At 50.6% G+C, this 25,369-nt stretch carries 19 protein-coding genes and 3 pseudogenes; 20 read left to right on the top strand and 2 right to left on the bottom strand.

Going from position 1 to position 25,369, the window contains the following annotated elements; genetic code table 11:
• The first annotated feature begins 25 nt into the window (after positions 1–25).
• The 4 genes from BMZ79_RS29390 to BMZ79_RS29375 all read left to right on the top strand — a co-directional run bounded on the left by BMZ79_RS29390 (position 26) and on the right by BMZ79_RS29375 (position 6,349).
• The gene (locus BMZ79_RS29390; RefSeq protein WP_090647659.1) at positions 26–1,321 is read left to right on the top strand and encodes an ABC transporter substrate-binding protein; all 1,296 of its coding nucleotides are present in this window, start codon (positions 26–28) and stop codon (positions 1,319–1,321) included.
• 148 nt (positions 1,322–1,469) lie between these two features.
• The gene (locus tag BMZ79_RS29385) at positions 1,470–2,351 is read left to right on the top strand and encodes a carbohydrate ABC transporter permease (RefSeq protein WP_090647657.1); all 882 of its coding nucleotides are present in this window, start codon (positions 1,470–1,472) and stop codon (positions 2,349–2,351) included.
• A 3-nt stretch (positions 2,352–2,354) separates the two neighbouring features.
• Positions 2,355–3,185, top strand: coding sequence for a carbohydrate ABC transporter permease (locus BMZ79_RS29380; protein WP_090647655.1), 831 nt, complete (start codon positions 2,355–2,357; stop codon positions 3,183–3,185).
• A gap of 38 nt (positions 3,186–3,223) precedes the next feature.
• Positions 3,224–6,349: an alpha-amylase family protein gene (locus BMZ79_RS29375; RefSeq protein WP_090647653.1), complete on the top strand. Its 3,126-nt coding sequence runs from the start codon at positions 3,224–3,226 to the stop codon at positions 6,347–6,349.
• A gap of 403 nt (positions 6,350–6,752) precedes the next feature.
• Here BMZ79_RS29375 and BMZ79_RS29370 read toward each other — a convergent pair whose 3' ends face one another.
• Positions 6,753–7,415 carry a L,D-transpeptidase family protein gene (locus BMZ79_RS29370; RefSeq protein ID WP_256253219.1) on the bottom strand — a complete coding sequence of 221 codons (663 nt, stop codon included), beginning with the start codon at positions 7,413–7,415 and terminating at the stop codon, positions 6,753–6,755.
• A 531-nt stretch (positions 7,416–7,946) separates the two neighbouring features.
• Here BMZ79_RS29370 and msrA point away from each other — a divergent pair.
• Positions 7,947–8,321: pseudogene (gene msrA / locus BMZ79_RS29360) on the top strand (peptide-methionine (S)-S-oxide reductase MsrA); the annotation flags it as partial.
• A gap of 154 nt (positions 8,322–8,475) precedes the next feature.
• Here the strand turns inward: msrA and eno are convergent.
• Positions 8,476–8,703, bottom strand: a pseudogene (gene eno / locus BMZ79_RS29355) (phosphopyruvate hydratase); the annotation flags it as partial.
• Here eno and BMZ79_RS29350 point away from each other — a divergent pair.
• The 15 genes and pseudogenes from BMZ79_RS29350 to BMZ79_RS29290 form a co-directional block, all read left to right on the top strand.
• A pseudogene (locus BMZ79_RS29350) lies at positions 8,704–8,820 on the top strand (hypothetical protein); the annotation flags it as partial.
• A gap of 416 nt (positions 8,821–9,236) precedes the next feature.
• The gene (locus BMZ79_RS29345) at positions 9,237–10,001 is read left to right on the top strand and encodes a nucleotidyltransferase domain-containing protein (RefSeq protein WP_090647641.1); all 765 of its coding nucleotides are present in this window, start codon (positions 9,237–9,239) and stop codon (positions 9,999–10,001) included.
• Positions 10,002–10,014: 13 nt separating this feature from the next.
• Positions 10,015–10,743 (top strand): DUF6602 domain-containing protein, encoded by a 729-nt coding sequence (locus BMZ79_RS29340; RefSeq protein WP_090647638.1) that lies wholly within the window; start codon positions 10,015–10,017, stop codon positions 10,741–10,743.
• Positions 10,744–10,915: 172 nt separating this feature from the next.
• Positions 10,916–11,458, top strand: a complete 543-nt coding sequence (locus tag BMZ79_RS29335) for a hypothetical protein (RefSeq protein WP_256253218.1) — start codon at positions 10,916–10,918, stop codon at positions 11,456–11,458.
• A gap of 337 nt (positions 11,459–11,795) precedes the next feature.
• On the top strand, positions 11,796–12,338 hold the full coding sequence (locus BMZ79_RS29330; protein ID WP_090647634.1) for a hypothetical protein: 543 nt from the start codon (positions 11,796–11,798) through the stop codon (positions 12,336–12,338).
• Between the two features lie 218 nt (positions 12,339–12,556).
• Positions 12,557–12,811 (top strand): hypothetical protein, encoded by a 255-nt coding sequence (locus tag BMZ79_RS33945; protein WP_143089152.1) that lies wholly within the window; start codon positions 12,557–12,559, stop codon positions 12,809–12,811.
• Positions 12,812–13,162: 351 nt separating this feature from the next.
• A complete protein-coding gene (locus tag BMZ79_RS33940; RefSeq protein WP_143089151.1) occupies positions 13,163–13,516 on the top strand; it encodes a hypothetical protein in 354 nt (117 codons plus the stop codon).
• Positions 13,517–14,578: 1,062 nt separating this feature from the next.
• Positions 14,579–15,688 (top strand): GerAB/ArcD/ProY family transporter, encoded by a 1,110-nt coding sequence (locus tag BMZ79_RS29325; RefSeq protein WP_177222409.1) that lies wholly within the window; start codon positions 14,579–14,581, stop codon positions 15,686–15,688.
• On the top strand, positions 15,685–17,130 hold the full coding sequence (locus BMZ79_RS29320; RefSeq protein ID WP_090647630.1) for a spore germination protein: 1,446 nt from the start codon (positions 15,685–15,687) through the stop codon (positions 17,128–17,130). Before BMZ79_RS29325 ends, BMZ79_RS29320 begins: the two co-directional genes overlap by 4 nt.
• Entirely contained in the window at positions 17,127–18,269 is a 1,143-nt protein-coding gene (locus tag BMZ79_RS29315; RefSeq protein ID WP_090647626.1) for a Ger(x)C family spore germination protein, read from the top strand. Before BMZ79_RS29320 ends, BMZ79_RS29315 begins: the two co-directional genes overlap by 4 nt.
• Positions 18,270–19,770: 1,501 nt before the next feature.
• Positions 19,771–20,727: a formylglycine-generating enzyme family protein gene (locus BMZ79_RS29310; RefSeq protein ID WP_090647624.1), complete on the top strand. Its 957-nt coding sequence runs from the start codon at positions 19,771–19,773 to the stop codon at positions 20,725–20,727.
• Positions 20,728–20,871: 144 nt separating this feature from the next.
• The gene (locus BMZ79_RS29305) at positions 20,872–21,918 is read left to right on the top strand and encodes an ROK family protein (protein ID WP_177222408.1); all 1,047 of its coding nucleotides are present in this window, start codon (positions 20,872–20,874) and stop codon (positions 21,916–21,918) included.
• Between the two features lie 17 nt (positions 21,919–21,935).
• Positions 21,936–22,898 (top strand): carbohydrate ABC transporter permease, encoded by a 963-nt coding sequence (locus BMZ79_RS29300; RefSeq protein WP_090647620.1) that lies wholly within the window; start codon positions 21,936–21,938, stop codon positions 22,896–22,898.
• 12 nt (positions 22,899–22,910) lie between these two features.
• The gene (locus BMZ79_RS29295) at positions 22,911–23,753 is read left to right on the top strand and encodes a carbohydrate ABC transporter permease (protein ID WP_090647617.1); all 843 of its coding nucleotides are present in this window, start codon (positions 22,911–22,913) and stop codon (positions 23,751–23,753) included.
• A 30-nt stretch (positions 23,754–23,783) separates the two neighbouring features.
• The gene (locus BMZ79_RS29290; protein ID WP_090647615.1) at positions 23,784–25,313 is read left to right on the top strand and encodes an ABC transporter substrate-binding protein; all 1,530 of its coding nucleotides are present in this window, start codon (positions 23,784–23,786) and stop codon (positions 25,311–25,313) included.
• Positions 25,314–25,369 lie beyond the last annotated feature (56 nt).

The raw sequence follows: 25,369 nt of genomic DNA, 5'->3' as shown, positions 1-25,369 counted from the left end.
CGCAAGCAAAGGGGAGACGAAAAGGATGAAGAATACAGCATTATTGATGCTAGCGGCGATTCTTATGCTGACACTGATGGCGGGCTGCGGAGGCAATAACAGTAGCACGAGGAATGGCAGCGCCGAGTCGCCAAACGCCGGGACATCGGCCGAAGATACTCAGGCGTCCGATATCAAAGGCAAGGTTACATTCTATACGAACCGTACGGACATGATCGGCAAACAATTTGTCGATTACAAAAAACGGTTTGAAGAGAAGTACCCGGGTGTCACGCTTCAATTCGAAGCGGTTCAGGATTATGAGAAAGCCTCCAAAATCCGGATTTCCTCCGGCAAATATCCGGATGTCATGCTGGTAAACCAATCGATTGCCAACAGCGATTTGCCGAAGTATTTCACACCGCTTGGCGATATCAAGCTTTCCGGCGATATCTGGTTCAAGGATATGAAGATGGTTGATGGTCAGATGTACGGCATTTCTGCCGGCGGTTCGACGATGGGCGTAGTGTATAACAAGAAGGCCTATGAGAAGGCCGGTATCACCGAGGTGCCCAAGACGCTGGATGAATTTTACGCGGCATGTCTAAAGCTTAAAGAGGCTGGCATTGTTCCGGTCGCCTCGAACTTTAAAGACAAGTGGCCGCTTGGTGTATGGACGGATGATGTTCCGACCATCATCGGCGGTAAGTCGGATCATAAGAATGTCCGGGCAGACACTGATGCGCCATTTACTATGGATGGGGTTTACGGACAATCGTGGAATATCATCCGAGAGCTGTACACGAAGGGGTATCTGGAGAAGGACGTCAACTCTACAAACTGGGAACAGTCGAAGAAAGATGTGGCACAGGGCAAATTTGGGAGCTATGTATTGGGAAGCTGGGTTATTAACCAAATCATCGAAAATGGCGCTAAGTCGGAGGATATCGGCTTTTATCCATTCCCGGCGGATAATTCCGGCCAGCCTAAGGCTCCGCTGAACCCTGACTGGTTCTATGCGGTGAACAAGAACGGCAACGTGGCAGCAGCCAAAGCTTTTGTGCAGTGGATAGTGGAGGATTCCGGTTTTGACGACTTTGCGGGTTTAATCCCGACGTTGAAAGACAAGCAAGCGAAATTGCCGCAACTTGCCGAGTTCCAGAGCTATAAGCCGCAGATGATCGAGACGATACCGGCCAACGATAAATCGACACAGATTCTTAACAAGGCACAAATCGATGAGAGCGCGTATGAACAGGGGTTCATTCTCTCGAAGAACCCGCAGAGCGTGTTTGACAAAATGAACAAGGCATGGGCGAATGCCAAGCAAGCTATCGGTTAATGCCAGGTTACCACTTAAGGCAAAGTGAACGATCCGTGGAGGCGGGTCGTTCATTTTGTTCGAATTGCCATATGTCGGCGGATCAATCCACCAGGGCAATAAAGTTTTTGTTATGCAGGGCGATAAGAAAACGGGGGGTGCTACATGCATGCTAAACATGCTCAGTTTCAAGCGACAGAAATTCATCATCATTATCGGCTTCATCATAATTCCGCTTATCCTGCTGCTCACGTTCTCGTACTATCCGGCAATGGAACTGATTCGACTCGGATTTACGGATTGGGACGGTATGAGTCCGACCCAGCATTACATCGGCTGGGCGAACTATAAGGAAGTCTTCAAAAATCCGGAGATTTTCGGTGTGTTCCGGCACAATCTGGCCTACTTTGTCGTCGGCATTTTCCAAAACATCTTTGCGATTTATTTCGCCGTTATCCTGAATGCCAAGCTGAAGGGCCGGAACTTTTTCCGCCTGCTGCTGTTCCTGCCGTATATCCTGAACGGGGTAGCCGTCGCGTACCTGTTCGGCTATGTGTTCGACACGACGAACGGCTCGCTGAACTTCCTGCTGGGGCATCTGGGTCTCTCGGGCGATACGAGCTGGCTCGGCAACGAGAAGATGATCAACTATACGCTGGGTTCCATCGGCTTCTGGCGGTTCATGGGCTTCAACATGGTCATTTACCTCGCCGCGCTCCAATCGATTCCGCAGGATATCTATGAAGCGGCTGCCATCGACGGCGCAAACGGCTGGAAGTCGTTCATGTACATTACGCTTCCGAACCTGCGCCAAATTTTGGAGCTGAACCTGTTCCTGACGGTAACCGGCGCGCTTGAAGTGTACGACCTTCCGCTGGTACTGACGCAGGGCGGCCCAGCCGGCGCGAGCGAGACGTTCGCCCTCTCCATCGTGCATACGGCCTTCCAGTTCAACAATTACGGACTGGCCTCCGCCATGAGCTGCGTACTGCTGGTCTTCGTGATCGTCGTGCTCGGCTTACAGCGCTTGATTCTCAGAGGGAGGGACTAATTCATGGAACGCCGCAATCCTGTATGGGAAACATTTAAATATCTATCGCTCGTCATCGCCGTGTTTGCCGTCCTGTATCCGCCTTACATCATCGTCGCCAACGCGTTCAAGACGCGAGACGAATTCAATACCAAGCCAATGATGTCGCTGCCGGACAGCTTCCTTTACCTGAGGAACTTCGGCGAAGCGTTCAAAAGCGCCGACATGCTGAGAGCTTATGAAAACACGCTAATTCTTATTGGTGTATCGCTTGTCCTCAGCATGGCGCTCGGCTCCGCGTTCTGCTACGCCATCGGCCGCTTCGAGTTTAAAGGCAGGGGCCTCGTCATGGGCCTCTTCCTGTTCGCGACCATTATTCCGAGCTTTACGAACCAGGTCGTCAACTTCAAGACGATCCAGAGTCTGGGCCTGCACGACAAGCTGATGGGACCGATCCTGCTGTACATTGGCACCGACATTATGATGATCTTCATTTATCTGCAGTTCATCCGCAACATTCCGTATGAGCTTGACGAAAGCGCCATGCTGGAGGGCGCATCGCTGTTCAAAATTTTCACCACGATCATCTTCCCGCTGCTGGGGCCGGCTACGGCGACGATCGCGATTCTGAAGATCATCGCCATTTATAACGATATCTTTACGCCGTATCTGTACTTGCCGAGTCCGGAAAATGTCGTCGTCTCGACATCGCTTATGCGCTTCTTCGGAAACAACAGCGGCGACTGGCAGATGGTCTCGGCCGCCATCGTGCTAATCATGATTCCGACCGCCATTATGTATCTATTCCTGCAGCGCCATATTTTTGCGGGCGTGACGAACGGCGCGGTCAAGTAACTGCAATGGCGATGACGTAATTTGAGGAGGCACTTGCAATGTCGAAACCCATTTTGTTTTATGACCCGTCTTTCCCTTTTGACGGCGTCCGGCCATCGGCCGCCGCCCTGAACTCATGCTTAGTCCACTGTGATCTGATCGATGCGAAATCGTTGACAGCGGCGCTTGATCAATCAGAAGATGGTGGCTGCTTGATCCATCTGCACGGCGCTTTTTTCCCCAAAGCGGCATGGACGGCGATGTTGGCTTTTTTGCGTCGCGGCGGCGGACTAATTTCCATTGGATTGGACCCGTTCACGCGGCCTGTAACGCGCGGCCAAAATGAGGCGTGGCAAGCCGGTCATCGGCAGACGGCATACCTCCGCAGGCTGCGAATTCTCGAAACGCTCAGCGTCAGTCCATCTCATACGAAACTGCTCAAGGCCAACAGCGACTTGCCGCTAATTGTCGGTTATGAAGGGTTATTTGCGATAGGTCCAACCTGTGGCTTTGTTCTGGAGGGAACACAAGCCAGAGATTTGCCCGACCCCGGGGCGGGAGGTCCTATGGATCTGCATATTTATCCCTTGTTGAGAGGGATTTCGGAGGATGGACGAGAGGTATCGGCGCCTGCGGTACTGATTGAACATACGAAGGGCGACTACGCCGGAACGCGGTGGATTTTTCTCAACATCGCACTGGAGGCCGAGTTTTGGGGCGGGGCTGTGTCCGAACTTGTCCGGCGGCTGTCACACTATGCCGCCGAAGGGGTCACGGAGCTATGGCTTAAATCCGGATATGCCTGTTATGAGCCCAATGAGCGGCCAATGGCTATTATCCGGCTTCAGGACTTGAGCTTCTCGGCTCGAAATGGCGGAAGCCGAAAATGGCAAATTACATTACGCGTCCGACATGAGCAAAGGCAGCGGTGGGAAACAAGCATGGCGGCTCACGCTTCAGCTGAGCTGACTTCCGTTAGAATCCCGATTCCACTTGCCGTAGAACCGGGATTGTACGAGCTGGAGGCAGTGGCGGTCTCGCCATACGGAGTAAGCCGTACGTTTCGACAAGGCTTCTGGGGCCAGGACACGGCGCTGCTGGCGGGCGGCGAGCCGCTGCAATGCGGCCGCGATTATTTCAGGAAGGCGGGGCGGCCCTTCCCCATCGTCGGGATGACCTACATGGCGCCTGTCGTAGCACGGAACTATCTGTTCCTGCCAGACGTGACGGGCTGGGACCGGGACATGGCGGCCATGAAAGCCGCCGGCATCAATCTGATCCGCACCGGCCTCTGGAACGGATGGTCCCGATTAGTCCCCGCGGACGGCCATCCGAGCGAGGAGGCGCTTCGCGCGCTGGATGCGTTCATCCTGACGGCTGCCCGCCACGGCTTGGAGGTGACATTTACCTTCTTCGCCTTTACGCCGGAGCTGTTTGAGGGCGTCAATCCGTATCTTGACCCTCGGAGCCTTGCAGGCCAGAAGCGGCTGGTCGCTGTTATTGCCGAGCGCTATCGCGAGGCAGCCCACGTCAATTGGGATCTCATCAACGAGCCGTCGATTTTTGACCCGAAACGGCTGTGGTCGCTGCACCCGTCGGGAGACGACATTGAGCGGCAGGCCTTTGCGGCGTGGCTGGAGGTGCGCCACGGGACCATTGAGGCGCTTCAGGAGAGGTGGAACCGAACGCCTGACCAGCTGTCTTCCTTTGCTGACGCAAGGCCGCCGGAACGCAGCGAGATCAACTTTGATATTACGGACATGGCGGAGGGCAAACGCGGGGAGCCTTGGCTGGACTTCTGCTTGTTCGCGATGGACTGCTTCAACGATTGGGCCTCGGAGCTTGCGGGCACCATTCGCAAATTTGCGCCGGAACGGCTGGTCACGGTAGGGCAGGACGAAGCGTTCGGCGGCAACCGGCCGACGCCGTTCTTTTACGGCGAGGCCGTGGACTATACGTCCGTGCATAGCTGGTGGGGGATGGACGACCTGCTGTGGGACGGAGTCTTCGCCAAGACACCGGACAAGCCGAACCTGGTTCAGGAGACCGGCATCATGTATGTGGAAAATCCCGACGGTTCGGCGAAGCGTTCCGAGGAGGAACTCCGTAACATTTTGGAGCGCAAGTACGCCTATGCGTTCGCTTCAGGTGGAGCTGGCGCCGTTCAATGGATTTGGAACACGAATATCTACATCCCCAACATTAATGAATCGATGATCGGCGCACTGCGGGCGGATGGCACGCAGAAACCCGAGGCGGAGGTGTCGTACCATTTCGGCTGCTTTATGGCGGAGATTCGCGATCTATTTGAGGATCGGGAACCTGAGGAAGTTGCCATCGTGTATCCTTACACGAACGACTTCTCTAATCGGCCGCTGGCAGCGGCAGCCACGACACGGCTTACGCGGCTGCTCGGCTATGAGCTGCAGGTTCCGTTCCGCGCCTTTAGCGAATATCACCTGGAGGCCTTGGCGGTGTCGCCAACTAAACTGATTATAGTGCCGAGCCCTTGCCAATTCAGCGATGAGGCTTGGGAGCAACTGCTGGCGCATGTGCACGAGCATGGCGGAACGTTGTTCTGGAGCGGCATGCTGGCCCGTGATGCATATGGGCGGCCGACTCCGCGGGCGAAAGCGCTTGTCGGCCCCGTTCGGACACTCAACGTAATGCGCGAGGAGACGATCCAAGTCGGCGGCGTAGAACTGTCGATCCGGTATGGCGGCACCCGAATCGCCGAGCTGCGCAAGGAAGTCCCGATGGCCATGGGAGTTGATGCGCATGCCGGCATGGCGACCGGCAGCCGCCTGCATGAGTATCACACGGGAAAAGGTCGACTCATCTGGTCGCCGCTCCCGCTGGAGCTTGGCAACGGAAGCGATACGCTTAGAGCCGTATACGCAGAGGTGCTGAAGCAGGCTGGCGTTATGCCAGAACTGATATGGCTGGAAGGCCAGGGGCCCGGTATCTACGGCCGCAAGTTGACGTTTCGCAGCGGCGCGCTGTTCATCTTTGTGTCCGAATCCGCATCGGACTGTCTTGTTCGGGTGAAAGACCGCGCGACCGGGGTAACGTATGCGTTCCGGTTGGAGCGGGAGCGGTCCGTACTCTTTGCCGCCGACGGGGAAGGCCGGCTTCTTGCCATTTACCGAAGCGGCGAGGTGGATATCAACTGTTCGCGCCAGTAGCGTAGAACGGATACACATGCGCACGGGCATTGGAATAAGAGAGTGAGAATCGACGCTTACGGCGAATGCCCCAGGAAACAAGTAAACGCCGACGATGACATCGTAACGTTAATGCGCAAAAAGTTCGACAACACCTGGAAGGATGCCGAGGGTTATCAAGGTGAAATCAGCCCAGAGTCGGTCGACAGTCTAAGACCCAGCCGGTGAATGCTGGGTCTTCTTCATTGAAACGGTGTAGGAATGGTTAAGCTGTGACGGCAAGAAAAATGCCGGCAGCTTTATTTCGTTACAAAAGAAGTGAAGAAAGAAAACCGAACAAGTTCTTGTCTCTTATCGATGGATATTCTTGGAAACGTTTAGGGGAGATAGCGTCAGATCTATTGATTTCTACCGATCAAGACCTCTATTCAAATAGTCCGAACTCTTCATATACCTTGTTCGTGACGACGCCATTTTGCACTAGATGACGATCCCGTTGAAATTTCTTGAGTGCTAGAGTCGTGTCCGAACGAAATTTACCGTTGCATACGCCGACGAAATAGCCGGCACTTTTCAACCGGGATTGAATCAATTGCACATCGCCGCCGACGTCACCTTCCGCCAAGTCTCTTGGATTACGGTTGGGATCACCCAAGACATGTCCGTAGATCGTTACTTTCGTTCCGACCGGAATTATATCAAATAATTCGATTACATCACTGTTAAGCATGCGGATGCATCCATGACTAAGATGCTGGCCGATGGAATAGGACTTATTCGTGCCGTGTATGCCGTAATATCCCCATGGTACGTTTAACCCCAACCAGCGTGGGCCGAATGCAGTTCCCCAATCCTTACCTTTATAAACCACTTGGTATTCTCCAACAGGAGTTGGCGTGGACGGATTGCCGACGGCAACGGGATATTCTTTTATTTTCTGCCCTTGCATAAGCACAACTAATCGATATTTCAAAGGGTAAACTTCGATGGAATAAATTCCTTGAGCCGTAACGATCGGCAGTGATGGTTCGGCATAAGACGACGTACCTTTGAAAGCGGTCAATAAGAAGATCAAAGAAACGAACATGTAAAAGGCAAATTGCCTCATCATTCATCACCCTTTAGCTTTATGGCTGATTTCGAAGACAGAAATTTAAGGACTAAATCGTATCATGCTCTATTTTTTCAAAATTATTCATAATTTTATTTGGCCGGCCCAGCTGTTAATCATTGTAATAAAGCATGTTTTTTCTTGAACCGTCGTCATCTTGAATATTGAAGAAAGAGGTGTTGAAATGACGGCATAAACAAGCCAAAGGAGATGTTGAATGATGAACTCTACTTCCGAACCCCGCAAGGTGTCGTGGTCGCGAACAATCGGCACCCTCGTCGGCGACGTCTTCATTCCTCTCCTCGTATTTCTATGGTCTCCGTGTATTGGAGGATGAAGTAAATTAGATAAATCATGTTTAAGTAATTATGACCCATTCAAAGTCTATGTAGAACAGAAACATAGGCATCAAGCCTCGATGAAAAATGTGGTCCCAATACCCGCTTTAGTCATTAGCAGGGGAAAGACAGTAGGAGTAGACTGTTGAGAAACCATGTATAATTAGCCAATCTTGGCACTCATGCGGAGGGGATCGAAATCATCTTCGATACAGCGGAGACGAGCTACCGGCGTATCCTGGAGTATTTCTTTCAAATCCACGATCCTACGACGCTGAACCGTCAAGGCAACGATATCGGCACAAGCTATCGCTCGGCGATCTACTATACGAGCGACGAGCAGAGAAAGGTGGCGGAGGAGACAATCGCCGACGTGAACGCGTTGGATCTGTGGCCGGGCAAGGTCGTCACCGAAGTGACACCGGTCGGCGATTTCTGAGACGCAGAGCCGGAGCACCAGGACTATCTGGAGCGCTATCCGAACGGCTATACTTGCCACTTCCCGCGCAGTGGAAACAGAAATTCCTTACAGTCCCTGTATTAATACCGCTCATTGGTAGTTTAATTCTTGGAGTTGGAAACATACATGCTGCTAATGTTTTAGCTTTCGCAAACAAAATATGACTCAACATAAAGAAGAAATAAAGAAATAAAAGCATTAGCTTCAAAAAGATGAAGCTAATGCTTTTGTTATGTCATTAAAGCTGTTCTTCAATTCGAATTAATTGATTGTACTTACTTAAGCGTTCACTTCTAGCCACAGAGCCTGCTTTAATCTGACCGCAATTGGTGGCTACAGCAAGGTCTGAAATAAAGCTATCCTCTGTATCCGCTGAACGGTGAGACATTACGATACCGTAGCCAGCCTTTTGAGCTTCTTGAATGGTATCTAGTGTCTCTGTTAAGGTACCAATTTGATTCGGTTTCTGCTCAATCAGCAGCTAGGTAAACAAATTCAATTAGTTGGTGACGATATCTTCGTTACAAACTCTCGCTTTTTAAAGAAAGGTATTCTAGAACATGTAGCCAATGCTATTTTAATAATGACATAGATTCAGACAATATATAATCGAGGAGTGATCGTGTGTCAGGCGCACCGGCTATTGAATCTCTTCGTGGTATTATCAAGCACGTATTCATGAATTGAAACAGAATGAGCATCTCTATTGCGGACGAGATGCTCATTCGTTTTGTATTTCAAAAAACGTCTACACTATTCTCTCTCTATATAATTAGTCATTTCAATAAAATCCCAATTGATAAAAAGGGATTTTGTCGGATATCGTAGAATTTATTTTAATGTTCTGTAATTAGAATGCGCAGTCGAACTAGTGTTCCATGACAGAAAAATACAAGGACTGGCCGATTGAGGCTTAGAACGGAAGCCGCAGGCGGGAGCGCCTGTGGCTTCTTTTGCAGTTGCAGCGTTTTCGGCTGCACAGAGATAGAGGGGGCTCTTATGACACCAGATCAGTACGTGATCTCCATTGCAAAGAAGTATTATGTCCAGAAAGATGTGGACTTTCTGACCAACCTACACGTCGTGGAGCCTCTCAAAAACGTAATCCAACAGTGGGCGGGAAGTTGCTTGCAGGATATTTACCTTTCCGGTTCACGGGCGAAGGGTACGGCAATCTCTCTTTCTTCCGACCTGGATTTGTTTATTTCATTGAGGTCTGACACGGAGAATACGCTTCAGGAAATCTACAACTTTCTTGATAACTTTCTAACGCATAAGGGCTACGCCACGAGAAGACAGAACGTCTCTATCGGGGTCCGTGTATGGGGGAACGCAGTGGATCTGGTCCCTGCCAAAAAGCGGCCCGGGAATACGAATCTGCACAGTTTGTATATCAACAAGCGGAACACTTGGACGCAGACCAACGTGAAGATTCACATCGATAAGGTCCTGAACTCCGGCCGCATCGTAGAAATTGTCCTGCTAAAAATATGGCGCAAACTGCACGGCCTTGATTTCCCGTCCATTTATCTTGAACTCACCGTCATCGAGGCGCTGAAGGGAAAGAACAAAAACACGCCGGCAAGTAACTTAATTGCGCTTCTTGAATATCTGAAGACCGAGTTCGTGGGGAAGACCTTTTATGATCCTGCCAACACGAAAAACATCATTTCCGATGACCTGTACAAATACGAAAAAGAGGCGATCCGCAAGAAGGCCGCGGAGTGTCTTGCAATGAGCAGATGGGAAGACGTGATCTGGTGAGGAGGGGTGCGGCTTGAACAAGAAAGTGAACATGAAAGAACTTTTTTTAGACATGCAGCAGGAGATGCTCACGAGACTCAACTCGATACGAAAGCATGTGACCCACGCGCCGACCAAAGGAGATGCGGTTGAACGAAATTGGATTGAATTCCTTTCCGCTTATTTGCCGAATCGGTACTGCGTGGATTCGGCCTTTGTTGTGGATCACACCGGAACGCGTAGTGACCAGATCGATCTTATCATCTACGACCAGCAGTATTCGCCATTCGTCTTTCTCCACGACGGCGTGAAATTCATTCCCGCCGAGAGCGTCTACGCGATCTTCGAGATCAAACAGGCACTCAACAAGCCGCATATCGAATACGCAGCCGCAAAAGCGGAGTCAGTTCGTGCACTCAAGCGGACGTCTGTTCCGATCGTTCATGCTGGCGGGACGTATCCACCACGTCCCGTGTTCGAGATCGTGGCCGGCCTCATTACCACATCTTCCGACTGGTCCCCACCGTTCGGGAAGTCTTTTCATGAGGCAATGGGGACGCTGAAGCCGTGGCAGCACCTGAACATCGGCTGCGCTCTCGACAGCGGCTCGTTCCTGTTAAAGCAAGATGGATCTTTGGATACGAGCACGCCAGAAGAGGCGCTTATTTTCTTCTTCATCAAACTGTTCACTCAACTGCAAAACCTGGGGACCGTGCCGGCAATGGACATCGACCTGTACAGCCGGGCGCTGGACTCAATATAACCGGTAGGGAGTGACAGAATCATATTCGTTTTTTTTTAAGAAACGTGCTGCTGATAAACAGCTATTGAAGGAACAGGAAGAATTGCAACAGAAGCAAGCACAAAAAGCGGCACAAGCCGATTGCTCGCAAAAATCTTGGTAGGTGATGCTAATGAGTCAGACCCATTACGATATGAAAGATTTGTTTCCGTCTGATGCCAAACCCGATCAACTTACCATCACTGTTATACGGATACCGTTTTATAAGGACTTTTTGTATAAGGTGGACCTAACGCAATTTATACCGCAAGAAGCCTTGGGTTGGGATGGCCCTGGCCTTTTCAAATCTTCCTCGCGTGGCTGGGAGACTTATTGGACATCGCATTACTTCAAAAGTGAGGGCTATGATGTTATTGATCGTTTCAATCTATTGGCTCGACAATCCAAATTCCAAGAACAAATTGATTTCATTCGGATTGTCGTCGGAAATGGGCGGTATGAGTCTTTTCGGCACAAAGCAAGTGAATGGACTAAAAACGGATATGTTGTCTCGCCTTGCCTTGATATGTTCGTAGCAAATGGAAATGAGAGTTTCTTTGTGAAGGTTGGTGATTCTTCACGGTTGAAACCAAAAGATATACGTTTTATCTATTTGGCACAGGAGTATTTGGTAGTCCCGACCAGAGTTACCTCCATGGAGTGCGGGCTCTTTTATGATGATCCCCTTTTGAACTAATGTCCGAGTTCGAACATAAGGAGAGAGTGAATAAAAAGAGATGCTTCATCTGAAAGCATCTCTTTTATTTATTGAAAAATTTTATGCAAAGCTTCCCTCTGTATAGGCTATCAATAATCTACCGAATCTCCTTCGCCATTGACTCCGCCTCGTTCAGATCCTTCGCAACTCCTAATGCCATAAGGGTGCCATGCAAACGATCATTTCTCCATAAGTATCGTTAATCCTTTTTCCTCCCTAAAATTAATGTTCCATAAAATATTGAAAATTAAAGTTCCATAAATTATGATTGGCTCAAATACAAATTCTAGGAGCGTGTTCCGGCATTAAATTTGAGGTGGGGAAAGTCTACAATGCACTTCTGGGCGGGGAAAAGAAGACGCGAACGTTTGAGGTATTATCTGATAATGAGGACGGCACGTTCGATGTTCGGTGGGATGACGGCGACGAGGAATGGAATTACGTCGCTGATCTTGAGAGCATGGTCAAGGCTCATCAAGAATGGGCAAATGAGGAGTATAAATCGCTTAGTCAACGAATGTTGGAGATGCGAAACAAGGGAGCGCGCCTGCCTGTCGGGCGGCCGGCCATCGGAGAAACTAAAAAGGTTTCCCTGACGCTGCCGACAAACACATGGGAGTATGTCGACAGCGAAGCCGATGGAAACCGTGCAGAGTATCTCCGTAAGCTAATCGATCGGGACATGTTCAACCGTGAGCCCTGGAGCAATAACGCTTGCCTCGGATACGCGATCCTGGGCGCGCAGAAGCTCGGGTACAGCGAAGAGCAGCTGCAGAAGTTGGTCCGGGCGATTTACAGCGAATTCGATTTCAAATCGATTAAAGAAGCTCGCGCTATCTACGAGCAGTCTCCGTACTGATGAAGTGCCCATTTTATAGCGAATCATCATCGAAGTACCCACGAATGCGGTGTCGACACTATCATAGCGGCCGAGAGTGGATTGATTTCTCCGATCGAGACGAGCTCCGCGCATGGAAATCATCCCGCTGTAATGGAAATCCATCCGCGTGCCCTTACTTCGCTACAAACGTAGGCAGAGATACGACATGGGAAAATGTATGGATCGTGGTCGTAACCATGGAAGGCAAGGATTATTGGCGCCGCGTTCCGGATCCACATCACTTGAACTCGGCCATCCAACATATTATCCGCCAGCTCTCTTTGTTCAGAATTTCTGACGATGTTGCCGTGACCGCTGCAGATCGCGTAATCAAAGCGAGAGTCGTTCATTCGTCTGATAATGATTTTTTAACGCTGCTTGATGAGCTTATATTTTCAGGGCAGCGACTTGAAGATTGGAGTGGCTGGCAGACTAGATTTGTCGGTTTCTGAGCCTCCGAAAATCAAAAAGGGCCTCCAGCTGGGAGCTCTGCTTTACGCTTGAACTTTCTTGTTTTGCCTTACTCCAATTACCCCGGCGACAACAAACAAGACGGCCGAGATGATAAAACAGATTGGCGAACAATGAATCCGACCACCGCGATAATGAGAAACCACATTCCAGAACGCTTAGGATTGCCATTGGCCAGCGCCCCAATATCGACACGATAGCAGATACTACGTGAGCGCTATACCCTTGTGTATCAAGAGCTTCGGCGCCCTCTTAAATTCGCGTACGGGAAAACGTACAAGTTTCTACCATTTTGAGATATACTGAATTGGAAAAAACGGGGAGGCGATAGATTGAGAAAGATTACTGCATCAACAACATTAATTCAGGAACTGTCTTTTTTGCTTGATAAAGGCATCAGCTACACCATCGAAGAAGTTCGACAGCATATCGAAGATAAGGATGTACTAGATTGGTTAGAAGTACAATTCCCATTTAATAACCCAGATGGTCCATCACTCGATTTCAGTATGTTTAAAAGAGAAGATCGGGATTTCTTACACAATGGCCTAGAAGAAATATTAGGTGGGTACTATGGTCAAGAGAAAAGAAAATGGGGCATTGAACGAAATGGCCTTTGTCTGCTTGTAAGTTGGACAACCGAGATCGTACGAGGTATTAACCATACGGATTTGACGAACGAATAACAAAACCGCCAAGCAGCTAAGCCCGTTTCTTTCGAGCTTTAGCTGCTTCTTTTTCTGCTTCCCTCACTGCTTTCACCCCTGCATACCATTCGTCATCCAGGCGCGCATATGTATAAATTAATAGTGGTTCGGAGGGGGCACGAGCGTTGGGGAATGAAATCGAGGAAACGAAAGACCTTACCAATCGCCGCCGCTCATAAATAGAATTGACCGAGCTTATTAAAGTACTGAATAAGCAGTATTTTCTTTTCATCAGGCTCTTCGATCGTTCTCGGTTCCCGGCATCCTCCCGCGCAGGGAAGTGCACTGAATTACTGGTGAAGCGTAAAAGCCCCGCCCGGCTCCTGCAGAGTGCTGCAATCTGCCGGTTCACTTCGCCGGACTAAGCATTTGCCGCTGCAGTGCGCGTCACGCTCAGCGCGCGGAAGCCGCTGGAGATCGAGGTTCTTCTTTGACTAGCCGCGCAATCAGCGCTCGATTTCGCGCACGAGCTGCCAGCCCGACGCCGGCGGCTTGCAGACGTAACGGTGCAGCTCCGATTGAACCTCTAAAATGTTTACGATTGCCTTTCATGATTGCGAAGGGATAGGCGCAGCGAAGGGCCGGGCCATTTCACGCGGTGGATCGGGGGCAGCGGTTATATCGTCACGTACTATACGTCTAGGTTCGTCGACGGTTGGAAGTATATCAGCGTTATTCCGACGAAGCATTTGACGAAGGACGTGACCAATCTACTACACCTCAGCATCATCGGAAGCCTCGTCATCAGTGTGCTGTTCATGCTACTATCCTTCTTCGTATCGGGAGGTATATCCAATTTGAACGCTTCGGCGATGAAGCACGATTACTGCGTTTCCCGTTATTTGAGTGTATATAATGCGGAAGGAACATTTGAGTCGCAGCAAAATCGAATTTTAGCTATTTATGGACTGACCAGAGGAATCGAGATGATCGCCTCCGCAGCGTGGGTTTGTTTTCCTGACCGACCAGGCTATGTATACTTACTTTCTAAATGGAAATATTATTCGTTAACACACCACTATTACAATAGGAGATGGCCTTGTGAGTCCCTCGTCCGGAACTGATACTAATAATCTCAATGTTCTTTCCATCTTCAGTGTGATTGTTCTAGGCGTCGGTCTCATGAATCATGTCATGGTCATTCCTCCTCTGCTTCAGATTGCGAAGAGAGATGCATGGCTCAGTGTGCTAAGTACTATTCCGCCATACATGATATGGGCCACATTACTATATCTCATTATGAAACGGACGAATCAGCAGCCACTTTTGCCATGGTTGCGGCATCATTACGGCGGCTTTGTCTGCGGGCTATTCCGATGTTTTTTTATCGGGTACTTGTTTCTAATCAGCGTCATGACGGTAAAAGAGACGGTGATGTGGACAGACTCCTCGTATTTGCCCAGTACACCACCCATAGTCGAAGCAGCCGCGATCCTGGGGCTATGCTGCAGCGCTGCATTTGCTGGAATTCGGGCGATTGCTTTCTCTTCGGGCTTCTTGTTACCGTTTGTCATCGTGTTCGGTGATTTCGTTATGAGCGCCAACTTACCCAAAAAAAATTACAGCCTATTAACACCAATCCTAGAAAATGGCATGCTTCCTATGGTTCACGGGTGCTTGTATATCGGTGGAGGACTTGTCGAACTGATAATGCTTTTGCTTATTCAACAGCATCTTCGTACGAACGTAAAACCGTGGTCAATTTGGCTATTGGCCCTTTTTTTGGTGTTTCTTGTCTTAGGGCCGGTGACAGGAGCGATCGCCGAGTTCGGCCCCTTTGAGGCAGCGGATCTGCGGTATCCTGCTTATGAGGAATGGCGCCTGGTCAGCATCGGGAAGTACATCCGTCACGTGGATTTTCTGTCCATTTATCAATGGTTAACGGGAGCTTTCGCAAGAATCGCTCTTTCCTTGTTTCTTCTTACCGAACTGATGACTCCCAGTTCCAAAAAGAAAATAAGAACCGCCTGGCTGATAATGCTCGGTGTTGTCATCTTGATTCTTGTGGTCTTACCTGTCAGTGATATGCAATACTTAGCGTTCCTAAAAAATTACTATTTACCAGGATCTTTAGGCATCACTACATTGGTCCTGGCTACTTTATTCCTGATTACCCTTCGATCAAAGAAAAGAACAGGTGAAAATTTATGACACCGAACCAACAGCAATGGACGCGGGAAAGTATCAAGCAGCTGTTCCGCCAATCGGCCGACCTCAAAATGGAGCGATATGAACTGGGAGATGCAGATCATTGGCAACCCGTATTTTTGCTGTACTGCGATGGGTTGGCTGCGACGAAACATATCGATGAGGTACTCCGTCGTTTGGATATTATGATCAATCAAGAGTTCGGTCGAGAGCTCGATAGCAGGTGGAATGTATCCCGCGTATCCGAAACACAGAAAATCGTTGAGCTTGTCTTTTCAGGACATCTTCTTCTATACCTGGAAAAGTTGGATCTTGTATATGCGCTCGATATTTCCAGTCCCCCGCATCGGGCGGTCGATGAATCGAACACCGAAATTGCCATTAAAGGTCCCCGGGACGCATTTGTAGAGGAATTGGACACTAACGTGGCGCTGGTTCGAAAGCGATTGCGTACCAATTCCTTGCACTATGAGCAATTTTCCATCGGTAAAAGAAGCCAGACTAAGGTGGCTTTACTTTACATCGAGGATATTACACAGCCGAGATTTGTTGAAGAAGCACGGAAAAGGCTTCAACGCCTTAACCTCGATATACTGTCAAGCAGCAGCCAATTAGAAGAGCTACTCGCGGATCGGAAAATCACCCTGTTTCCGTTGCTACACTATACAACGCGCCCCGATTTCGTCGTAGATTGCCTGATCCGCGGCAGATTTGCCGTTCTCGTCGATGGGGCCCCGACTGCCATCATCGGACCGGCAAATTTGACGCTACTACTGAAAACACCGGAAGACGGTTATATCCCGTTTTATATGGGGACGTTCGGTCTGTGGTTTCGATTTGCAGGATTAGCCATTGGGTTGCTACTTCCCGGTTTTTGGATCGCGGCCGCCTCTTTCAATATCGAACAGATTCCCTATCCACTCGTAGCCACCATCTCCATGTCTCGCATCGGACTGCCATTGCCCGCCCAACTTGAAGGGTTCCTCATGATGGGGCTTTTCGAACTGTTCCGTGAGGCCAGCGAGCGCCTGCCTAAGGCAGTCGGGCAAACGGTGGCCGTCGTCGGCGGCATTGTGGTGGGTGATGCGGCAATCAAGGCAGGATTGGCATCGACTACATTTCTTGTGATCTCATCAGTTACCGCGGTGGCCAGCTTTACTCTTGTCAACCAGTCGTTGGTAGGTGCGGTCACCCTGATCCGTCTCTTTGTTATGCTTTGTTCTTCCACGCTAGGAATGTTTGGGTTCATTCTGTCAACGATCGCAATTGTAGTTTATCTGTCGACGCTAGAATCTTTTGGAGTGCCTTATCTTTCCCCACTTACTCCTATACGTTGGAAGGATTTCCTCTCCGCACTGGTGCGAAAACCTTGGATTCTAAAAAACCGTCGAGCGGAGATCCTTGAGACGGAGGATTCGACAAGACAGGGGGAGGGGGGCCAATGATCCGCCGCGCCAAAGCCACCGCTTTGTGGGTGTTGATGGCCTTGCTGCTTAACGGGTGCTGGGATAGCAAGACGATTCAAGATGTCAATTACCTCACCGCGATTGGATTTGATTTGATCGACGGGCAGTATGCGGTGTATGTGCAAATGCTGGATTTTTCTTCGGTTGCCAAAACGGAACAAGGGAAAGCGGCTCAAGAGGTGCCGACCTGGGTCGGTAATAGTACAGGAGAGACGTTGGGTGTCGCGCTCAACAAACTCTACCGGACATCCCAGATGCGGATTTTCTATGGGCATGTCAACGTGGTCGTCCTAGGAAAGGGAATTATAGAAAAAAATGCAGCAAAGGATCCCCGGGAGTTACTTGCCCGCTATTACGAAATGCGTTACACCCCATGGCTGTTCGGAACGAAAGGAGACATCAAGGAACTGTTCACGGCCGGCTCTTTTTTCAATTATCCGCCGCTCATTTCCCTGCTTCATCAACCGAACGAAACGTACCTTCAAGAATCACTAATCCCACCCATGAAATTGGTGAAGTTTGCTGCGGAATTCCGTGAACCTAGCAATTCGGTTCTGGTTCCCTCCGTTGTCCTATCTAAAGCAAGTTGGCAAAGTGGCGGAACACCGAAGCCGATGTTCTTGGAGGATGGCTGCTTTGTCTTCCAAAACAAAGTGTATCAAGGATGGTTCAGGATGGAGGAACTTTACGGACTTCGTTGGTTTAATCCGGAGACAAAACGAAGCCCGTTGATTATCCGTTCTCATAATGGCAAACCGATGGTCGTATTATCACTTGAGAGTCCCAAGGTTACAATCCAACCGCTAATCAATAAAGATAAGGTGGCGTTCTCTTTGAACGTCACGCTGACGGGAATCGTAAGCGAAGCCTTGCTCCCGCTGTCCGAACCGGATTTGCAGCGAAAGGCGGAAGAACAAGTGCAAGCAGAAATTCGGCAAACATACGAGAAAGGGCTTAAGAGAGACACAGATCTGCTTCGCTTGGAACATGAACTGTATAGAAAGAACAATCAGGTGTGGAAACGGCTCCGGAGCCGGGAAGATTTTCACCTTACGTCGGAATCTCTTCAGATTCATGTACATGTCAATATGAAACATGCGCAAAAGCTCAAGTACTAAGTCCACATTAACCCTTAACTTATTAAAAGGCTGCCAGATCGATGAACTCTCGTTGAACCGAGAAGCCCCTAGCTTTAGCTATGGGGAGTCATCACATTTTCACCAGACAATTTAGCATGTAGCTGATACATTCTGGTACTGGAGTTTTTCCTTGACCCAACAGCTGTAGCCGGTCAACGATCGGTTGCCGTTTTCTCAACTAACCCGATAATTTATGACGATCGCCTTGAACGAAGTGCAGAAGCATCCTCTAAAAAACTAGAGCCCATCATTTAATTGGGACCTTGAATATAACCAATAGTACAATAGCAATTGGTATTGAGACCATATACGCTAGTAATGGCCGAGAAAAATGTAATCGAAGCATTGGGAACATGACCATATTGAATAAAACTGAATAAAGCATGCTCCAACCGTTAAAATGTATCATCACACCGTAAAACAAAAATATAACGTCAATTAAGGAATAAATTACGACCCAAAATCCAATCCATAATATGGACTTACTGACTCCCTTTGGGAATGAACCAAGGTATATCAGGGTGGTAGATGCAAATGCCACCAAAGCGCATAATTCGACACCCAAATAACTATTAATTGGCGGACAGGGCTGATGTTGCCATAGCGGATGATTGCTTGTTAGCACTATATATTCCAGCTAATAGCTTGGTGGTCATTTCACGAGATGGTATACTTAAAAAAGAGCATGGGAAAGGGAGTTACAGTTTTTTTGGTGGGGGGAGCCTGGTCCAGCCGCGGTGCCGCACGATTCCCTGCAGCTCTGGCTTTAGGAACACGAATTGTTTATCTTCCCCGACCACGAGTTGACGTCTTTGCCGCGCGAATTCCTCACGATGTTTCGGCGTAACCGCCAGTTCGATAATCCCGCCAGGCTGATAGCTTTATCTAGTGAGACAGGTGAACTAAACAAATCAAAATTTTTATATAGTGTTATACACCATATAAAACACCAGGGTTTAGAACAAAGGAAAACAAATTTCCAAACTATATTCTAAACAATAAGAAAGGGCGTGTATGACACCATATATAAATCCAGTCAAGTAAGGCTTTAAAGCTATTTATAGACATATGTATAAAATCCTGTGCAAATGAATTTAGTCCTGTCATTTGCCGTCTCAATTGAAAAATCCCCGTTTGTTACAAATACAATCTCTTATGTCGAAGTAGGTGAGTTCAACAAAACATAAAGTAGCCGTTTAACGAGCGACTTGTATACCCGTTTGTCATAGAAAGAAAATCAGGCATAACTACATCTGTTACAAAGAAGCCTTCGACAAAAATGAAAGGGATGAGCTATAGGCGAAAATAAAAGATCTTGAAATATCTAGTAATCCGAGTATAATACTTGACATAACTCAAAACGCTGTTGACCGGACGAACCGGAGACGCCATTTCCTTATTAGGGGAAATTGCGTCTTTTTTTTGTTCCTGGTCGATCGAATTGGTTAATTTAAAATATTAATTAAAGAGAGGGACGACGATGATCAGACAACCATCTTCTTGCTGCAGCATCGGGAGGAACCAGGCCTCGCAAACACCAACAGTCGCTTCCGGCCATCACGTTGGGACAAGTGAGAAGAACAAAGATGGAATGGTGTATTTGAACGGCGGCGCCTTCTTAATGGGAACGGACGACGAGGAAGGATTTCAAGAAGACGGGGAAGGTCCTGTTAGAGAGATCGAGCTGTCGCCCTTTTACATCGATCCCATGGCGGTCACAAACGCCAAGTTTGCAATTTTTGTCGAGGATACGGGTTATGTGACGGAAGCGGAACGTTTCGGCTGGTCGTTTGTGTTTCACTTGTTCGTAACAGAGGAAGCAAAGAAACACGACGCCCGCATCGTTCCCGGAATCCCATGGTGGCTGGCGGTGAACGGAGCCCATTGGCGAAAGCCAGAGGGGAACGAGTCCTCGGTCGAGGCACGGATGGATCATCCCGTTATTCACATTTCGTGGAATGACGCAGTCGCTTATTGCCGATGGGCTGGCAAAAGACTGCCGACCGAGGCCGAGTGGGAGTACGCCGCGCGCGGGGGCTTGGTGCAGAAAAAATACCCTTGGGGGGACCTGCTGAAACCGGAAGGGCAGCACAGATGCAATATCTGGCAAGGAGAGTTCCCGATGAAGAACTCAGCGTCTGATGGCTACGTCGGCACGGCTCCGGCGCAATCGTATCTTCCGAATGGCTATGGCTTGTACAACATGGTCGGCAACGTGTGGGAATGGTGCTCCGATTGGTTTTCCTCTTCCGCGGCCAAGCATTCAAGGCACAAAGATCCGAAAGGACCCACCCTCGGAACGAACCGCAGCATGCGCGGCGGCTCTTATCTATGCCACAAGTCGTACTGCAACCGATATCGAGTGGCGGCGCGAAGCTCCAATACGCCGGACAGTTCGACGGGGAATCTCGGCTTCCGTTGCGCGGCGGATCTATGACGCGACGCGGGAGAGGATGCTGACCTTATGGTGCTAATAGGCCACAATACCGCGCGCTCCAAACAGACGAACAAAAGGACGGTACTGCAATGCCTACTCCGGTACGGACCGATCTCCAGGCAGCACATAGCGGAGATTACATCCTTGACGCCGGCGACCATATCCAATCTGATCTCGGAATTGCTCGATGAGACCCTGGTAATGGAGAAAGGTAACCTGGAAGAGGATCGGCGACGGGCCGGACGCAAATCCGTCGCGTTAGCTTTTCATCCGAATGCGTGCAATACACTTGCCGTGCACATGAACGCGCGCGAAGTGCAGATCGGGCTGGCGAATATACATGGAACCGTCCAAACGCTGCGTCGTTACGAGATTTCGCTGGAGTCAGGCCAGAGTGCGTTCATCGAACGCCTAATCTCGGAGATCGACGCCTGCATCGCCGAATCGGAGGAAGTCACGATCGCTGCTATCGGTTTGGGGTTGGTTGGACTTGTCCACTTCGAATCCGGTACGTATTTGAGCAAGGATCACTTGGGCTGGAAAGACGTCCCATTAGCCGCGCTTCTGAGAGAAAGGCTCGGGCTGCCCGTGTACATAGACAACAACATTCGTACGATGACGATGGGGGAGAAAATGTTCGGCGCCGGACGAACGCTTACGGACTTCCTATTAATTTACATCGGGCCGGGCATCGGCTCCGGCCTCGTTATCGGGGACCGGCTGTACCGCGGCGGTTCTACGGGAGCGGGCGAGTTCGGCCACATGACGTACAATCCGGATGGCCCAATCTGTCATTGCGGCAATCGTGGCTGCCTGGAGAGATATACCTCGCTTACGGCCATTGCATCGGAGCTTGATGCCCTTGACGAGGAGGAGCTGCTGAATCGGGTGCGGCAATCGGATCGTCAGGCACATGAGGCGGTCTCGCGGGCAGGCCGGCGAATCGGCACGGTGCTCGCATCGTACTTGAACATGTTCCATGTACCGAAGGTGATGGTGGCCGGCCCTTTGGCAGAGGAAGGGAGTCCGCTGCTTGAAGAAATTCGCCGAGAGCTGTACGACAGATCCTATCTGGCGAGGCGCGAGCGGGTGGAAGTCGCGGCTTCGGAGCTGGGCGAGAACATCGGCCTGATCGGAGCGGCGGCCTTGGCGCAGTGGAACGAAGTCTTCGAGCACCGGCGATTAGGCTGAGAATAGGAGGAACGCGAATGAGCATTGCAAACCGAGTTCTTGTCGCGAAGAAGCGCACCGGTCCACTGGTCGGATTCCGGACGCGTCAGCAATTTTGGTGCTTGGCTTTTATCGCGCCGCAGCTGGCATTGTTTCTGCTATTTACGGCATATCCGATCGTCATGAGCTACGTGTATGCTTTTTTCGATTGGGACGGATACGGGCCGCCGCATGACTACGTCGGCTTCGACAATTTTATCGAGACGCTAACAGATCCGATTTTCTGGAATGCATTTCGCAACAGTCTGCTGTTCATGGCTTATGTGGTGGCCGTCCAAGTGCCGCTCGCTCTGTTGCTGGCGCTGCTGTTGAACGCCGAACGATTGCGAGGGAAGATCATCTATCGAACGATCTATTTCCTGCCGGTCGTGACGACGACGGCCGTCGTCGGCCTGGTGATGCGGTTTATATTCGGCGCATATAAAGGCGTTGTCAATGAATTGCTGATCAAGCTGGGACTGCTGTCCGCGCCGGTCGACTGGCTCGGCTCGATCGATACGGCATTCTTGGTCGTAGTGCTCGTCGGCATTTGGAAGACCTTCGGCATGAAGCTAGTGTATTGGCTCGCCGGTATTCAGTCGCTGCCGAAGGAGCTGTATGAATCAGCCAGAATCGACGGTGCTTCGGCACCTCAGTTGCTTCGGTATATTACTATCCCACTCTTGCTGCCCATCGGTAGCGTCATCCTGCTCATGTCTGCCGTCAACGCGCTGCATGTGTTTGACTTGGTGAAGGCGATGACGGACGGAGGGCCAGCTTTCAAAACCGATATGGTGGACGTGTACATTTACCGATATGCCTTCTCCGGCAACGGAGGGGCGCGTGTCGGATTCGCTTCGGCAGCAGGCGTCGCGTACGGCATTGTGGTCATGATTATCTCGCTTGCACTCGGCTTGCTGGTCCGATGGTCCGGCGGCCGCCGGAATGCCGAACGATTCTAGGAGGTGAAGGTAATGACCCTGACAAGGAAAAAGAAATCGCCGGCATTCGTCCTCGTACATGTGCTGCTTGTCGCGATCGGCATCGTATGGGTGTATCCCTTCATTTGGATGATTATGTCTTCGTTCAAAACGAACAACGAGTATATCATATCCGGGATCAAACTACTGCCGCAAAGCTTCCAGTTCTCTAATTACAAACGGGCATGGGAGACGGCGCATTTCTCCGTTTATTTCTGGAACAACATCATCATCACGGTATTCGTCGTCGCCATCGTCATAATCGTCTGCTCGCTCACCGGCTACGCGATCGGACGGCATCGATTCAAGGGTCGGCTGGTATTCATATCCGCCGTCACTGCGACGATGTTCATGCCGAAAGGGTACACGATTATTCCGGTGTATACGTTGGTGAATTCACTTGGCCTGAACAACTCGTTGTGGGGCGTCATTTTGGCGGAGGTGGGCGGGGCGCATGTGCTCTTCATCCTGCTGTTCGTCGCGTTCTTCCGGGGACTTCCGAAGGAGTTGTCGGAATCGGCGGAAATTGACGGGAGCGGCTTTATCAGAACGTTCGCTCAGATCATCCTGCCGCTGTCCAAGCCGATTATCGCAACGACGGCCATCATGCAATTCATGTGGACGTGGAACGCGTTCCTCATGCCGCTCATCTTCACGCTCGGCAAGCCGGAGCTGCGCACGCTCGGCGTCGGCATGTTTCAGTTCGCTGGTGAGAATACGATGGACTGGACCGGCATGGCGGCGGCCGCTAGCATCTCGCTAGTGCCGATTCTGGCCGTGTTCGTCGCGTTGCAGCGCTATTTTATCGAAGGGGTATCGGGAGCAATCAAAGGCTAAATCATTCGAACGACTGGGAGAGGATCTTGCATGATCAACAAACGACTTCAATTGACGGTGATTGGTGTTGCTGCGGCCGCTTTACTGGCCGGCTGCTCGGACAACGCTTCGACCGGAGAAACGGTGGCGAAACCGAGCGCGAAAGGCTCCGACGCCACGCAAAAGGAAACGGTAGTCACGTTATGGGGGGCCAGCGATTTTTTGAAGGGCGATGAGAGCCCGGGGCAGCGCATGATCAAGGAATTCAACGAGCAGAACAAAGGCCGGATACGGATCGAAGCCCGGTATATGGCATGGAGCGAATACAATACGGCCATTCAGGCGGCCGCGACATCCCATGAGCTCCCCGATATTTTCCAGACACCGCAAAATTCGGACATCCGAACCCTCGTGGCCGACGGCTGGGCCAAACCATTCGACGGGCTGGTCTCCGATGCCTGGAAGCAGCAGTTCGGGGAAGGCGCGTTCGTGGAAGGTGTCAACGTCATTGAAGGCAAAACCTACAGCTGGCCGTTGACCGGACCTCAGCTCGGCGCAATCTTGTACTACAACAAAGACGTATTGAAAAACGCGGGCCTGGATCCGGAGAAACCGCCGACCACTTGGTACGAGCTTCGCGAAGACGCCAAGAAAGTAACGGCGAGCGGCAAGGGCGACGTATACGGCATCGTGTTCGGTGGAGGCGAGACGGGATCGGCATCAGGTATATCCAAGTTTGTCGATGCGCTTTCTGCGGGTATCTCGCCCGAAGAAGCGGGCGGATTCGATTACAAAACCGGCCAGTACGTGTACGAGTCGAAAGCGACGGTGGACTCGTTCGGCTTCCTGCAGCAATTAAAAGCCGACGGCAGCATTTTGCCTTCCTCGTATACGCTGAAGGCGACAGAATCAAGCGTCTTGTTTGGGCAAGGAAAGGCGGCCTTCCTGATCGACGGCCGGGCACGGATGTGGATCGTCAAGCGGGACACGCCGGAAGCAAACTTCGGTTTGGCCCAGGTGCCAACCCCGACCGGCCAGAAGCCAACCTACTTCTACGTGAAAGCGGATCCGTCGGGTTACATGATCTCGTCAGCGTCGCAGCATGCCAAGGAAGCCGGGGAATTCATCGAGAAGGCGTTCGCGGCACCGCCGTTCTATACGAAGTATCTGCAAAGCGGCGTGGCGCTTACCCCGCTCGATAGCATCAACCAAGATACTTCGCTATATCCGTATCCGGAGTTCAACACGTTCCTCAAGCTGCATAAGGATCTGTTGAAGCTTCGCCCTGATTACGCGGTTCGCAATCCGGAGACGGCCAAAGTCATCGTGGAGCTCGGATCGTTGCAGCAGCCGAAGGTCAAGCCGGGGTACAGCGATATCTTGCAGTCCGTGCTGACCGGCGCCGAGAAGGATTTGCCGGCGCTGCTCCAGGCGTACGATGAGAAGCTCAACAAAGGGCTTGCCGATGCGGTCGGCAAGGCGAAGTCGGAAGGCGCCAAGGTTGACATCACGGATTTCCAATTCCCGAACTGGGACGCCGGCAAAGACTACACGGTGGATGATTATGTGAAATTAAAATAAATACAAGCGCGCGGAGGGGCTTGGCCGCAAGCCCCGATCCGTTGGCGCAAGGAGGC

It is taken from the genome of Paenibacillus sp. UNC496MF, assembly GCF_900113915.1.
In the GTDB taxonomy this organism is placed as follows: domain Bacteria; phylum Bacillota; class Bacilli; order Paenibacillales; family Paenibacillaceae; genus Paenibacillus_Z; species Paenibacillus_Z artemisiicola.
This window is presented reverse-complemented; position numbering and strand designations above follow the sequence as displayed.